Annotated in this window: 12 protein-coding genes and 1 pseudogene; 8 read left to right on the top strand and 5 right to left on the bottom strand. The window is 66.3% G+C overall.

Annotated elements, in window-relative coordinates; all coding sequences use genetic code 11:
* The first annotated feature begins 294 nt into the window (after nt 1-294).
* On the top strand, nt 295-1,296 hold the full coding sequence (locus tag BMY03_RS12430) for a FecR family protein (protein WP_094011218.1): 1,002 nt from the start codon (nt 295-297) through the stop codon (nt 1,294-1,296).
* A gap of 108 nt (nt 1,297-1,404) precedes the next feature.
* Here BMY03_RS12430 and BMY03_RS12425 read toward each other — a convergent pair whose 3' ends face one another.
* On the bottom strand, nt 1,405-2,724 hold the full coding sequence (locus BMY03_RS12425) for a Na+/H+ antiporter family protein (RefSeq protein WP_094011217.1): 1,320 nt from the start codon (nt 2,722-2,724) through the stop codon (nt 1,405-1,407).
* A 262-nt stretch (nt 2,725-2,986) separates the two neighbouring features.
* On the opposite strand from BMY03_RS12425, the pseudogene BMY03_RS26985 reads away from it, so the two are divergent.
* The 7 genes and pseudogenes from BMY03_RS26985 to BMY03_RS12395 form a co-directional block, all read left to right on the top strand.
* Nucleotides 2,987-4,276 (top strand): annotated as a pseudogene (locus tag BMY03_RS26985) (methyl-accepting chemotaxis protein); the annotation flags it as partial.
* A 102-nt stretch (nt 4,277-4,378) separates the two neighbouring features.
* Nucleotides 4,379-5,134: a methyl-accepting chemotaxis protein gene (locus BMY03_RS26980; protein ID WP_371041468.1), complete on the top strand. Its 756-nt coding sequence runs from the start codon at nt 4,379-4,381 to the stop codon at nt 5,132-5,134.
* Between the two features lie 167 nt (nt 5,135-5,301).
* A complete protein-coding gene (locus BMY03_RS12415) occupies nt 5,302-6,312 on the top strand; it encodes an ABC transporter substrate-binding protein (protein ID WP_094011216.1) in 1,011 nt (336 codons plus the stop codon).
* Nucleotides 6,309-7,157: an ABC transporter permease gene (locus BMY03_RS12410; RefSeq protein ID WP_046855806.1), complete on the top strand. Its 849-nt coding sequence runs from the start codon at nt 6,309-6,311 to the stop codon at nt 7,155-7,157. Before BMY03_RS12415 ends, BMY03_RS12410 begins: the two co-directional genes overlap by 4 nt.
* 68 nt (nt 7,158-7,225) lie before the next feature.
* Nucleotides 7,226-8,089 (top strand): LysR family transcriptional regulator, encoded by an 864-nt coding sequence (locus BMY03_RS12405; RefSeq protein WP_094011215.1) that lies wholly within the window; start codon nt 7,226-7,228, stop codon nt 8,087-8,089.
* Between the two features lie 133 nt (nt 8,090-8,222).
* Nucleotides 8,223-9,140, top strand: a complete 918-nt coding sequence (locus tag BMY03_RS12400) for an AEC family transporter (protein ID WP_094011214.1) — start codon at nt 8,223-8,225, stop codon at nt 9,138-9,140.
* 46 nt (nt 9,141-9,186) lie between these two features.
* Nucleotides 9,187-9,798 carry a cell wall hydrolase gene (locus BMY03_RS12395; RefSeq protein WP_094011213.1) on the top strand — a complete coding sequence of 204 codons (612 nt, stop codon included), beginning with the start codon at nt 9,187-9,189 and terminating at the stop codon, nt 9,796-9,798.
* 3 nt (nt 9,799-9,801) lie between these two features.
* On the opposite strand, the gene BMY03_RS12390 is transcribed toward BMY03_RS12395, so the two are convergent.
* The 4 genes from BMY03_RS12390 to BMY03_RS12375 all read right to left on the bottom strand — a co-directional run bounded on the left by BMY03_RS12390 (nt 9,802) and on the right by BMY03_RS12375 (nt 14,089).
* Entirely contained in the window at nt 9,802-12,186 is a 2,385-nt protein-coding gene (locus BMY03_RS12390; protein ID WP_094011212.1) for a TonB-dependent receptor, read from the bottom strand.
* A 65-nt stretch (nt 12,187-12,251) separates the two neighbouring features.
* Nucleotides 12,252-13,199: a FecR domain-containing protein gene (locus tag BMY03_RS12385; RefSeq protein WP_094011211.1), complete on the bottom strand. Its 948-nt coding sequence runs from the start codon at nt 13,197-13,199 to the stop codon at nt 12,252-12,254.
* A complete protein-coding gene (locus BMY03_RS12380) occupies nt 13,196-13,711 on the bottom strand; it encodes a sigma-70 family RNA polymerase sigma factor (protein WP_094011210.1) in 516 nt (171 codons plus the stop codon). The genes BMY03_RS12385 and BMY03_RS12380 overlap by 4 nt, the downstream gene beginning before the upstream one ends.
* Before the next feature lie 141 nt (nt 13,712-13,852).
* Nucleotides 13,853-14,089, bottom strand: a complete 237-nt coding sequence (locus BMY03_RS12375) for a hypothetical protein (protein ID WP_023632539.1) — start codon at nt 14,087-14,089, stop codon at nt 13,853-13,855.

Below are 14,089 nucleotides of genomic sequence, written 5' to 3'. Positions count from 1 at the left end.
GGGCGGGTTCAGTGCATGTGTGCGCTAGCCCGCCAATCTGATAATGGCGGTAATAATGCTGAGGGCGCTGTACTGCGGGAATAGGTTCATGGGCTGGGAAACTAGCGTGTGGCGCGAGAAAAAGTCAAGGCTTGGCGCTACCGCCCTTGTCGATGCTCACGAAGTGCCTGCCCAGTCGCAGATGAAATCCAACCGCAGATACGACGAAAAACTGCACAATTGATAGTCATTCGCCATTAACTCGTTCTCGGAACCCCCGCCCGGGGGTAGAATGCCGCAAAACCGGGAGCCGCGATGAACCACGACCGCCACATTCCAAGCGAAGACGATGCAATCACCGATGCCGCCGCGCATTGGTGCATGCGCCTGCACGCCGACGATTGCACGGCGGTCGAGCGCGAGGCGTTCGGCCAGTGGTTGGCGGCCGACCCGCGGCATGCCGAGGAATACCAGGCGATGCTGGAGATCTGGGACACCGCCGACCTGCTGCCGCGCAGCGCCCAGGTGGTCCCGCTGCCCGTGCGGCGCCCGGTGGCGACGCGCCAGTGGCGCCCGTTCGCCTCCGCCGCAGCTGTCGCCCTGCTCGCCCTGCCGCTGGCCGGCTGGGTCGGCTGGGAACAGGGTTGGCTGCCCAACAGCTACCAGCATTTCGAAGCCAGCGACCACCTGCGGCAGGTGCGTCTGAGCGACGGCAGCAGCGTCGAGCTGAATCTCCACAGCGAGCTGCGCTTCCTCAACTTCAAGGATGAGCGCCAAGTCACCCTGATCAAGGGCGAGGCGTTCTTCAAGGTCACCCACGACAGCAGCCACCCGTTCATCGTCCACGCCGCAAACGGCCAGACCCGGGTCACCGGGACCCAGTTCAACGTGTGGAAATACGAAGACCAGGTCAAGGTGACGCTGGTGGAAGGTTCGGTGCTGGTCAGCAGCGGTGGCAACGCCGGCGGCTATCGCCTTGGCCCGGGCATGCAGGCCAGCTACCACAAGGGCGATTTCGAGCCCGAGCTGAACCAGAGCGACGACTACGCCAACAGCCTGGCCTGGCGCAGTGGCAGGCTGGTGCTGGACAACCTCAGCCTCGGCCAGGCGTTGCCAGTGATCAATCGCTACCTGGACAAGCCGCTGATGCTGGCCGACGACAGCACCGCGAGCATTCGCATCAGTGGCGTCTACAGCACCCGCGAGGTCGAACGCCTGGTCGACACGCTGCCCAAGGTGCTGCCGGTGTACCTGACCCGCAGCAAGGACGGCAGTACCGTCCTCAACCGCATCGTGCCAGCGCCGACCCGCGGCTGACCAGGGGCCGCCTGTGCTCCCCAGCGGCGCGTGGGAGCGATGCACCATATGGCACCGGCTTCGCCGGTGATCGCGGGGCTAGCCCGCTCCCACGCTGGCCCCTCGGAATCAGAGCGTCATCGCCGCAAACCAGCCAAACGCCAGCAGCGGTAGGTTGTAGTGCAGGAACGTCGGCACCACGGTGTCCCAGATATGGTGGTGCTGGCCATCCACGTTCAGCCCGGAGGTCGGCCCCAGGGTCGAGTCCGAAGCCGGCGAACCGGCATCACCCAGGGCACCGGCAGTACCGACGATGCACACGGTGGCCAGCGGATCGAAGCCCAGCTGCACGCACAGCGGCACGAAGATCGCCGCCAGGATCGGCACGGTGGAGAACGACGAGCCGATGCCCATGGTCACCAACAGACCCACCAGCAGCATCAGCAAGGCACCAATGCCCTTGCTGTGCTCGATCCACTGCGCCGAGGTCTCCACCAGGCTTTTCACCTCGCCGGTGGCCTTCATCACTTCGGCGAAGCCGGAGGCGGCGATCATGATGAAGCCGATCATCGCCATCATCTTCATGCCTTCGGTGAACAGGTCGTCGGTGTCCTTCCAACGCACGATGCCTGACAGCGAGAAGATCAGGAAGCCGACCATCGCGCCGATGATCATCGAGTCCAGCCACAGCTGGATGATGAATGCCGCGGCGATCGCCACCGCGGCCACCAGCAGGGTCACCGGGTTGTACTGCACGCTGACTTGCTCGACCTGCTCGATCCGCGCCAGGTCGTAGTCACGTTTCTTTCGGTAGCTGAAGAACACCGCCAGCAACAGGCCGGCGAGCATGCCTGCGGCGGGAATGGCCATGGCGTGGGTGACATTGACCCCGCTCACGTCGACACCGGCGCGGGCGACGTTGGCCAGCAGGATCTCGTTGAGGAAGATGTTGCCGAAACCGACCGGCAGGAACATGTACGGGGTGATCAGGCCGAAGGTGATCACGCAGGCGATCAGCCGGCGGTCGATGCGCAGACGGGTCAGCACGTACAGCAGCGGCGGCACCAGCAACGGGATGAAGGCGATGTGGATCGGCAGGATGTTCTGCGACGACACCGCCACCACCAGCATCAGGCCGATCAGCAGCCACTTGACCTTGCCACCGTCGGCATGGCCCTGGCGATCGATCATCGCCAGCGCCCGATCGGCCAGGGCATGGGCCAGGCCCGACTTGGCGATGGCCACCGCGAAGGCGCCGAGCAACGCATACGACAAAGCCACCGTGGCACCGCCACCCAGGCCACCATTGAAGGCCTTGAGCGTGCCCTCGATACCCAGCCCACCGACCAGGCCTCCGGCCAGGGCGCCGATGATCAGGGCGATGACCACATGCACGCGGGACAGGCTCAGGATCAGCATGAGCCCGACCGCGGCAATCACTGCATTCATGGTGTGCAAACCTCGTTACGACAGACAAAAAGCGGGTATTCCGGCGACAGACTGCGCGCAGGCAGTGGCCGGACCAGGGGATGTTGTTATGAAGGGCGCACACTCTGAAGCACAGACCGGCAGAAGTCAAAAGCGTCTGCGCCGCGGCCCTATGTAGGAAATAGACGAAAGTCGCAGGGTTTAATTGAACGTTTGAATAAAGAAAAATCCGAGCACGCCGACACAGTCGGCAGCATCAAACCTATTACAAGGGATTTTCCCCATGCCTTTGCTGCGACAACTCTCCATCCAATGGAAGATCACCCTGCTGGCGGGCCTGTGCCTGGCGGCCATCGTCACCCTCCTCGTCGGCCTTTCGCTGTACCGCATGGACCACAGTTCGGACCTGGTCAAAGCCAGCAGCATGCGCATGCTCTCCGACTCGGCGCAGTCGCGCATCGAGTCCCAGGGCGAGGTCCAGGCCCTGAACATCCGCCGTCAGTTCATGGACGCCTACCAGTACGGCGCCGGTTTCGCCCGTCAGGTGCTGTTCCTGCGTGAACAGGCCGAGAAACGCTTCCTCGACGCCTACGACCTGCGCCAGGACATGACCGCCCAGGTGCGTGCCGCGCTGCAGGCCAACCCCGACCTGCTCGGCCTGTCGCTGGTGTTCGAACCGGGCGCGCTGGATGGCAAGGACAAGCTGTTCGCCGGCCAGGGCGAACTGGGCAGCAACGAGACCGGGCGCTTCGCCCTGTACTGGTCGCAGCCGCGGGTCGGCCAGCTGACCTCGATGGCGCTGCCCGAGCACGACATGGCCAACACCGAGATCGGCCCCAGTGGCCAGCCGGCCAACACCTGGTGGGTGTGCCCGCGCAGTACCGGCACCGTGTGCGTGGTCGAGCCGTACTTCTATGACATCGACGGCCAGCGCGTGCTGATGACCAGCATCGTCTTCCCGCTCAAGGCCGGCGACAAGGTCATCGCCACCCTGTCCATCGACATCAACCTCAATAGCCTGCAGGCGTTGAGCCAGACCGCCAGCCGCAGCCTCTACGAGGGCCAGACCACGGTCGGCATCCTCAGCCCCGTGGGCCTGCTGGCCGGCTACAGCGCCGATGCCGGCAAGCTGGCCCAGCGCTTCGATCAGGTCGACCGGACCCAGGGCGCGGAACTGGTGCGCAAGCTCGCCGAAGGCAAACTGCAGATCCTCCACGATCAGCAGCGCCTGAAAGTGCTGGCTGCGTTCGAGCCGATCCCTGGCGGCAAGCCCTGGGGCGTGCTGCTGGACGTGCCGGAAAGTGCCCTGACCGGGCCGGCCGAGGCGCTCAAGGTTGAACTCGACGCCCTCAACACCAGCGGCACCCTGCTCGAACTGGGCCTGGGCCTGGCCGCCGCCATCACCGGCCTGCTGCTGGTGTGGCTGATGGCCCGCGGCGTGACCCGGCCGATTCTTGGCGTGGCAGCCATGCTCAAGGACATCGCCAGCGGCGAGGGCGACCTGACCCGCCGCCTGCAATACGACAAGCAGGACGAGCTTGGCGAGCTGGCCGGCTGGTTCAACCGCTTCCTCGACAAGCTGCAGCCGACCATCGCCGAGGTCAAGCGCTCGGTCCAGGCCGCGCGCGGCACCGCCGACCAGTCCGCGGCCATCGCCGCCGAAACCAGCGCCGGCATGGAGCAGCAATACCGCCAGGTCGACCAGGTGGCCACCGCCTCCCACGAGATGAGCGCCACCGCCCAGGATGTCGCCCGCAGCGCCGCCCAGGCCGCCCAGGCCGCGCGTGAAGCCGACCAGGCCACCCGCGAAGGCCTGGCGGTGATCGACCGCACCACCACCAGCATCGACACCCTGGCCGCCGACATGAGCGGCGCCATGGCCCAGGTCGAGGGCCTGGCACGCAACAGCGAGAAGATCGGTTCGGTGCTCGAGGTAATCCGCTCGATCGCCGAGCAGACCAACCTGTTGGCGCTCAACGCCGCGATCGAAGCGGCCCGCGCCGGCGAGGCTGGCCGCGGTTTCGCCGTGGTCGCCGACGAAGTGCGCAACCTGGCGCGCCGCACCCAGGAGTCGGTAGAGGAAACCCGCCAGGTGATCGAGGCCCTGCAGGCCGGCACCCAGGAAGTGGTGGGCGCCATGGACAGCAGCCATCGCCAGGCCCAGGGCGGTGTTGAACAGGTCGGCCAGGCCGTTACCGCGCTGCAGCGCATCGGCCAGGCGGTGACCGTGATCACCGACATGAACCTGCAGATCGCCAGCGCCGCCGAGGAACAGAGCGCGGTGGCCGAGGAGATCAACAGCAACGTCGCCACCATCCGTGACGTGACCGAGTCGCTGAGCGGCCAGGCCAACGAATCGGCGCGGGTCAGCCAATCGCTCAACAGCCTGGCCAACCAGCAGCAGGGGTTGATGGATCAGTTCCGCGTTTAAGCCTTTAGAGTTGCAGTGCCTGTCAGACCGAACGCCGCGCGGGCGGCGCTCGATTTGACAGGCACTACAAAGCTATCGCCACACCCCGCAGCCCATCGCCCATAGCTGAAAAACCTCGTCGTCTACACTCTTGCCGGAACCCACGGACCGGCACCGACGAGGCCCCGATGAAGAAAGTTCCTACCCTGCTGGCCAGCCTGCTCCTTGCCTTCGGCCTGGCCAGCACCGACTCCGCCGCTGCGGCCGAGCAACCCATCCACTTCGGCGCCATCGGCTGGGAAAGCGGTGCACTGACCACCGAGATCCTGCGCCTGATCGTCGAACGTGGCTACGGCTACCCCACCGACACCCTGCCCGGCAGCACCGTGAGCATGGAAGTGGCCCTGGCGCGCAACGACCTGCAAGTGATCGCCGAGGAATGGGCCGGGCGCAGCCCCGCCTGGGTCAAGGCCGAGCAGGCCGGCCAGGTGTTCGCCCTGGGCGACACGGTAAAGAACGCGCAGGAAGGCTGGTGGGTACCGGCCTACGTCATCAAGGGCGACCCGGCACGCAACCTCGAACCGCTAGCGCCGGACCTGCGCAGCGTCGACGACCTCAAGCGCTACCCCCAGGTATTCAAAGACCCCGAGGCGCCCGACAAGGGCCGCTTCCTCAACAGCCCCAGCGGCTGGACTTCCGAGACCGTCAACAGCCAGAAACTCAAGGCCTATGGCCTGGACAGGCTGTACAACAACTTCCGCAGCGGCACCGGCGCGGCGCTCGACGCCGAGATCGCCGCCAAGATCAAGCTCGGCAAGCCCGTGCTGTTCTACTACTGGAGCCCTACTCCGCTGATGGGCCGCTACGACCTGGTACGCCTCGAAGAACCTCCGTTCGATGCAGCCGCCTGGGCCACCCTCACAGATCCCGCCAATCCTGCTCCCAAAGGCAGCCAATCGCTGCCGGCCAAGCTCTCCATCGGTGTGTCCAAGGCGTTTCGTGACGCCCACCCGGAACTGGTCGCCGTGTTCGAGAAGGTCGACCTGCCCATCGACACCCTGAACAAGGCACTCGCCCGCATGAGCGAAACCCGGCAGAAACCCCGCGACGCGGCGATCGCCTTCCTGCGTGACAACCCTGCGGTGTGGAAGGCCTGGCTGCCCGCCGAACACGCCGCCAAGGTCGAGGCCGGCCTGTGAGCGGTGGTTTTCCCGAAGCCCTGCAATTCTCTTTCGCCGCCTGGGTCAACCGTCTGGTCGACTGGTTGGTACTGCACTATGGCGATCATCTGCGCACCGTCTCCGACCAGTTGCTGCAACTGCTGCTAGGCCTGGAAAACCTGCTGCGGCTGCTGCCCTGGTGGCTGCTGCTGGTGCTGGTCGGCCTGCTGGCCTGGCATGCCAGCCGCAGCCTGGCCCGGGCGTTGATGCTGCCACTGCTGCTGGCGCTGATCGGCATGCTCGGGCTGTGGGACAAGCTACTGCAGACCCTCGCCCTGGTGCTGGTCAGCACCGGCCTGTGCGTACTGATCGGGGTGCCGCTGGGCATCCTGCTGGCCACCCGCCCGCTGGCCCGGCGCCTGATCCTGCCGGTCCTCGACGTGATGCAGACCCTGCCGGCCTTCGTCTACCTGATTCCGGTGCTGATGCTGTTCGGCCTGGGCAAGGTGCCGGCGGTGTTCGCCACGCTGATCTACGCCCTGCCGCCGCTGGTGCGCCTGACCGAACTGGGCCTGGCGCAGATCGACCCGTCGCTGCTGCAGGCCGCCCATGGCCTGGGCGCCAGCCGCTGGCAACGGCTGCGGCGCATCGCCCTGCCGCTGGCCCTGCCGAGCATCATGGCCGGGCTCAACCAGTCGGTGATGATGGCCCTGTCGATGGTGGTGGTAGCTTCGATGATCGGCGCCCGCGGGCTGGGCGAGGACGTGCTGGCCGGTATCCAGACCCTGAACGTTGGCCAGGGCGTCGAGGCGGGCCTGGCGATCGTCGCGCTGGCCATGGTGATCGACCGCATCAGCCAGGCATACGGACGCCCCGGGCGTTGAGGCGCGCATTCGCGTATCGTAGCGCCCTCGACAAGGTGAGCCTGCCACGTCAAGAACCGGAGCCCCGCGTGTCCCTCAAAGCCCTGCGCACCCTGGTCACCATCGCCCGCCATGGCACCTTCGCCCGCGCCGCCGACCTGCTCAGCCTGACGCCCTCGGCGGTGAGCCTGCACATCAAGACCCTGGAAGACGAATTGCAGGTCGCCCTGTTCGACCGCAGCCGCCGCCAGGTAATGCTGACCGAGGCCGGGCAGCTGGCGGTGGCCCGCGCCGAAGGCATCTTGGCTGCCTACGACGAACTGGCCGACACCCTGGCCAGCGGCCCGAGCCTGCGCGGTCGCCTGCGTATCGGGGCGATCCACACCGTGCTCGCCCGGCGCCTGCCCAGGGCTCTGGTGTGGATCAAGGCTCACCACCCCGAGCTGCATGTCAGCGTGGTGTCGGGCATGTCTGCGGAACTCGCCCGGCGGGTCGAAGATGGCGAGCTGGACGCGGCAATCACCACCGAACCGGTCAGCCCCTACCCGCAAAGCCTGCAGTACACGCCGCTGTTCGAGGACCGCTTCTGGGCCATCGCCAGCCCGGATCTGGCGGGCCAGAGCCTGTCGGCGCTGCTCGCCAGCCAGCCGTTCCTGCGCTTCGACAAACGCGCCTGGGCCGGCCGCCAGATCGAACAGGAACTGCGTCGTCAGCGCCTGCAGGTCAACGAGCAGATGGAGCTGGACAGCCAGGAGGCCCTGGCGCGAATGGCGGCCATGGGGCTCGGGGTGGCGGTGATCCCCATGAGCGACGACGACCTCGAACGGCTGCCAGCCGCCACCGTGCTGCCCTTCGGTGAACCGCAACTGACCCGGCGCATGGTGCTGCTGGAACATGAAAAGAGCCAGCGGCGACACCTGAGTGCGGTATTGAAGACCGCACTCGAGGCATGAACGCTGGCGAAAGCGCCGCGCAGCTGTCATGAACAATGCATTTTTTCTCAACGGTCACTCAAGAAAAACACCGTTTTTTCTGCTCACTCAACTCCGCTAGTCTGTGCCCGTACCCGGCCACGGACCACCCGCCATGCTCCACCTGCTGCTCACTACGCTCGTCCCGATCATCCTGCTCATCGCCCTGGGCACCTGGCTGCGGGTCCGTGGCTTTCTCGCCGAAACCTTCTGGCCCGGCGCCGAACGCCTGAGCTATTACGTACTGCTGCCGTCGTTGTTCCTGCACGGCCTGGCCACCGCCAACCTCGACGGCGTGCCGGTACTGGGCATGGTCGGCGTGCTGATGCTCTCTACCCTGCTCGGCGCCCTGCTGCTGGTGCTCTACCAAGGCGTCGCCAGCCATGACGGCGGCGACTTTACCTCGGTGTTCCAGGGTGGCGTGCGCTTCAACAACTATATCGGCGCGACCCTGGCCTCCGGCCTCTACGGCACTGCCGGCATCGCCCTCGCGGCGGTGGCCAACGCAGCCATCGTGCCGCTGGTCAACCTGCTCTGCGTACTGGTGTTCGCCCGCTTCAGCGCACGCCACAGCTCACCGACCACGGTGCTCAAGGCGATCTTCGCCAACCCGTTGATCATCGGCTGCGCGGCTGGCCTGTTGCTGCGGGTAACCGCCCTCGGCCTGCCGGCCGGCCTGGAGCCCACGGTCAAGGCCCTGGGCCAGGCAGCGTTGCCGCTGGGCCTGCTGTGCGTGGGCGCGGCGCTCGGCGGGGCGCGGCTGGGGCAGCAGCTCAGACCGGTGCTGGCCGCGTCGCTGTTCAAGTTCCTGGTCATGCCGGTGGCCACCTGGGGCCTGTGCCGGTTGCTCGGGCTGAGTGGCCAGGCCGCGGTGGTGGCGGTGCTGTTCCAGGCGCTGCCCACCGCCTCGTCGTCCTATGTGATGGCCCGGCAGATGGGCGGCAACGCCCCGTTGATGGCCACCATCATCGCCCTGCAGACCATCGCCGCCGCCGCGACCCTGCCCCTGGTGCTGAGCCTGACACTGAATTGAACCCGAACGGCTAGACTGTGGACAGCCCTCTCGCGGAGTCTCGATCATGCGCCTTGCGTGGATGCTGTTCGGTCTGTCCCTGACCCTGTTTGCAGGCCCCCTCCTCGCCGCCGACAACCAACAGGCCGCGGTTGCCGAAGACAAGGCGCAGGTGCTCGAGGAGAAGGTGGTCGAGGATGCCCCACCTCCCAAAAAACAGGAAACCCTGACCCCCGGTGAAGTCCAGGCCGTCGACCCGGCAGGCCAGGCGCCGATGGACGACAGCATCACCTGCCTGGCCCGCACCATCTACTGGGAAGCCAAGGGCGCCGACGCCGAGGACATGAGCGCGGTGGCCAGCGTGGTGCTCAATCGCCTCGGCCACGAAGGCTTTCCCGACAGCATCTGCGCGGTGGTCAAGCAGGGGGTGGAGAGCAAGAGCTGCCAGTTTTCCTGGTGGTGCGACGGGCGCCCCGACCAGGTCGAAGAAGCGGAGCGCTACGCGGTGGCCAAGGAAATCGCCCGCAAGGCACTCAACCAGCAGCTCAAGGACCCCACCGGCGGCGCCCTGTATTTCCATGACCGCAGCGTCCGCCCCGACTGGGCCAAGGCCTATCGCAAGACGGCCCAGACCACGCATTTCCTGTTCTACAAACCGAACCAGGCCCTGGCCCGCTAGACATTAGAACCCGACCGTCGCCGATACCAGCCAGGTGCGTGGCGTCGACAAGGTCAGGCCAGTGGCGGTGCCTTCCGGCACGTTCGCCGAAGCCCAGTACGTCTTGTCGAGCACATTTTCCACGCTGGCGCGCAAGGTGATCGCCTTGCCGCCCAGTTTCAGCGCATAGCGCGCGCCCAGGTCATAGCGCTGCCAGGCATCGATCTTCTGCTGGTTGGCCGCATCCAGGTATTGGTTGCCGGTGTGGATCACCCGGGCGCCGAGCGTCAACCCGGCCACCGCCGGCAGGTCCCACTCCACGCCCAGATTGGCGTTGACGATCGGCGCGCCGATGGCCCGGTTGCCATCGTTGCGCCCGTCGGCGGTGCGGGTCTGTTCGGCGTCCAGCAGCATCGCCCCGCCGAGCAGGCGCACGCCGGCCAGGGGTTCGCCGAACAAGTTCAGTTCTAGCCCTTGGTTGCGTTGCTCGCCATCGGCCCGCAGGTTGTCCTGCGCATCGGTGTAGTAGGCCGGCTTGTCGATACGGAACAGGCTCAGGGTGGTGCTGAAGCTGCCGGCGTCGTACTTGGCGCCCACCTCCACCTGCTTGCTGCGATAGGGCGCGAACACCTTGCCGGCGTTGTTCGCCGTCTCCGGCGCCACCTGGCCCTGGGTCAGCCCCTCCATGTAGTTCAGATACAGCGACAACCGCTCGCTGCTGCGCCACACCAGCCCCAGGGCCGGCGAGGTGGCATGTTCGTCGTAACGCTGGTCGGGCTCGCCAGGCTCGGAACTGTCGACCTCGACCCGCTGCAGCCGGGCGCCGAGGGTGAGCAGCACGCGGTCTTCGGCCAGGCTCAGGGTGTCGGCCAGAGCCAGGCTGGAGAGCAGCGTCTTGGTGTGGGTCGGGTTGTCCAGCGCCGTCGTAGTGCCGGGCGCAGCCAGGGCCACCGGGTCGAACAGATTGCTCACACCTGCGGCATAGCGCGCGCCGCTATTGTCGAAGGTCATGTCGAAGCGATTGAGGCTGATGTTCAGGGTATGGCCGACCGCGCCGGTATCGAACCAGCCCCGCACCCCGACAGTACCGGTGATCACTTTTTCCTCGCGCTGGAATGCCCGAGGGCTGACGCTGAAGCGCCCGGCATCATTGGTGACCTGCACCGCGTGGCGCAGGAAGTCGTAGTCACCTTTGCGCGCCCCCAGCGCGCCATGGACCATCCAGTTATCGCTGACATCGTATTCGCCGCGCACCGCGCCGAAAGTGTCCTCGGCCCGCGAGTAGCTCCAAGGTTGGGCGAAGTTGTGGTGGATGGCCTTGGCGTGCGGCACATTGACCCCAGGATTCAGGCCAACCCGCTCCATAGGCGCGTCGACATCGCGCTGCTGATGCCCGACATCCAGCGACAGGCGCAGGCGCTCGCCGCGCACATCGAAGCCCAGCACCGAGGCCTCGCGCTCCAGGCGCTGGTGCTCCCATTCTGTATCGCCGGCCTGACGCACCGCATTCAGACGCAGGCCGAAACGCTGCCCTTCGCCGAAACGCCGGCCGATGTCCACATGCCCTCCCCCCTGACCGGCCGAGGCATACAGCGCGGTGAACTCGGTCAGCGGCGTCTCGCCCGCGCGCTTGGGTTCTATGTTGACTCCTCCGCCAACGCTGCCATTGGGTGCCAGCCCGCCCAGCAAGGCACCGGGCCCTTTGAGGATATCGACGCGGTCGACCATTTCCATGTCGATGGAGTAGGTGGGCAGCACCCCATACAGGCCACCGTAGGCGACATCACTGTTGTACAGGCTGAAGCCGCGCACCGAGAACTGCTCGAAGCGCCCGGCGGACGGGTTGGTGGTGCGTACGGACGGGTCGTTGGCCACCGCGTCGGCCAGGGTCCGCGCCTGCTGGTTCTGTAACAGCTCGCTGGTGTAGGAGGTGATGTTGAAAGGCGTGTCCATGTAGTCTCGCTCGCCCAGCAGGCCCTGGCTGCCGCGCCGCGACACCTGGCCGCCCGCGTAGGAATCACTGGCCGAGCCGATGCCCTGGCCATTGATAGTGGTACTGGGCAGCTCATGGGCGCCGTCACCCGGCGCTATCTGGCGCATCAGGGTGTAGCCGCCCTGCCCGGCGGGCACCAGGTGCAGGCCCGAGCCCCGCAGCAATGCCGTGAAGCCCTCTTCGACAGCGTACTCGCCGGCAAGCCCATTGCTGCCGTGCCCGGCCACCAGCGCCGGGTCTACCGAGAGGTTGACCCCGGCCTGGCCGGCAAAGCGAGTCAGCGCAGCGGCCAGGCTGCCTGCCGGGATCTGGTAGCTGCGCCGTGGCGCGTCATCGGCCCAGGACATCCCCGGCAAACCCAGGGCAAGCAACAGCACAGGCGTGGACAAGGGGCGAATCAGAGGGTTCAGGGACATCCGCAATGCTCTTGTTGGAGGGTGATGCCCTGAATGACCGGTGAGCAGGAAAAAAGGGACAGCCGTCAGGCAGTATTTTCGCGCGGTGTCAGCGACACCCAGTAACGAGTGCGGTAATGCACCACCAACGGCAGGCTCGCGGCCAGCAATGCAAGGATGCGGTCAGTGTCGTCCAACTGGAAGGTGCCGGTCACCGCAAGGCGCTCCAACGCCGGGTCCCAACGCAGCAAACCAGGGCGATAGCGGCGAAGCTCACGCAACAACTCGCCCAGCCGCTGGTTGTTGGCCAGCAGCAATCCCTGCTGCCAGCCTGGCAACTGCGCATCGAATGGCTGTAAGGCACCGATGCCGCTGGCCCCGAGCAGCGCACGCTGTCCGGCATCCACCCGCGCGCCTGGGCCGGACAACGGTTGCAGATCGACCTGGCCACGGCTGACCGAAACGGTGCAACCCCGCCCGCCCAGGCGCACGCAGAAGCTCGCCCCCCCTGCGCGCAACAAGCCCTGCCGGGTCTGTACCTGCAGCGAGCCGGCGCTGTCCACGGCGATCTCGCCGGCGACCAGTTGCACCTGCTGCCGACCGAGGCTGAAATCGAGGTTCACCGCGCTGGCCGTATTCAACTGCAAGCGGCTGCCATCAGGCAACGTCAGGCCGCGACGCTCGCCGGTGGCGGTGCGCAGGTCGGCACGCCAGCTATCGACCGGCAATTGCCGATAACCCAACCACCCCAGTGGCACCAGGGTGCCCACGGCAAGGGCCTGCCCCAACAAGCGACGGCGGTCTGGATCGGGGCGGTCCAGGCAGGTCGCCGCCAACGGTGCCGGCACCTGGCTGAAGCGCTCGCGCAGCGCCTCGGCCTTCTGCCACAGCGCCTCATGGGCAGCACTGCGCTCACGCCAGCGACTCAGGCTGTCGCGCTGCTCGGCACTCAAGCCACCGGCATCCTGCAAGGCCAGCCATTGCGCCGCCTCGCGAGCCAGGCGCCGCGCCGCGTCATCGGTGCGCGCGTTCACAGCGCCACCAGCAAGCAATGCTCGTAGGCCCTGACCATGTAGCGCTTGACCGTGCGCTCACTGACCCGCAGGCGGGTGGCGATACTGGCGTAGTCCAGGCCCTCCAGCTGTGACCAGATAAACGCCTGGCGCACCGGGCGGGGCAAGCCATCCAGCAGTTCATCAAGGGCCTGCAGGGTCTCTAAGAGCACCCAGCGCTGCTCAGGTGATGGCGCCAGCGCCTCGGGCAACTGGCGCAGCGCCTCGAGATAGGCATGCTCAAGCGAACGTCGTCGAAAGTGGTTGACCAATAGCCGACGGCCTACGGTGAGCAGATACGCCCTGGGCTCGCGCAGGCTGGCCAGGGTCTGGGACTGCTGAGCGGCCAGCACGCGCAGGAAGGTGTCCTGGGTCAGGTCGGCAGCCGTCCAGGTGTCGCCCAGGCGTCGCAGGAGCCAGCCGTGCAGCCAACCGCGATGTGCCCGATAAAGAGCGCTTAGCGTGGGTTCAGGGGCCGCGGTGGACTCAGTCATCAATGGCACGCTGCTGCAGGTGTAAATGATATTTATTCTAATTGACCTCAATGCATTGGCCAATAGCATCGCGCTGGCCGGGCATAGGGCTGGATTCACCGCAGGTCGGGTATTTCACAAGGCGGTCCGCGCCACGCTTTATCAATCGAATTCAGCAGGCGGCTGGCAGTCGCCGGTAGAAGTGCGGGCGGTCCTGCCCGGGCATGCGCTTGATCCCATGTCACCAATAAACGGGGCGTCAACCGGCAGGCTTTTTGCCGCCATGCTGCTTTGGATGAGCGCTGGGGTGCCCTTTGGAGAGCCCGCCGGTTGGCTGCCATAAGCCATCTGGGTCAAGCTTGCGGCTGCCAGCGACGCGACCAGTACGATCTTTTTCAT

Origin of the sequence: Pseudomonas soli (genome assembly GCF_900110655.1) — a bacterium.
GTDB classification, from domain to species: domain Bacteria; phylum Pseudomonadota; class Gammaproteobacteria; order Pseudomonadales; family Pseudomonadaceae; genus Aquipseudomonas; species Aquipseudomonas soli.
The sequence above is the reverse complement of the archived record's forward strand: the minus strand, read 5'-3'. Positions and strand labels throughout refer to the sequence as shown.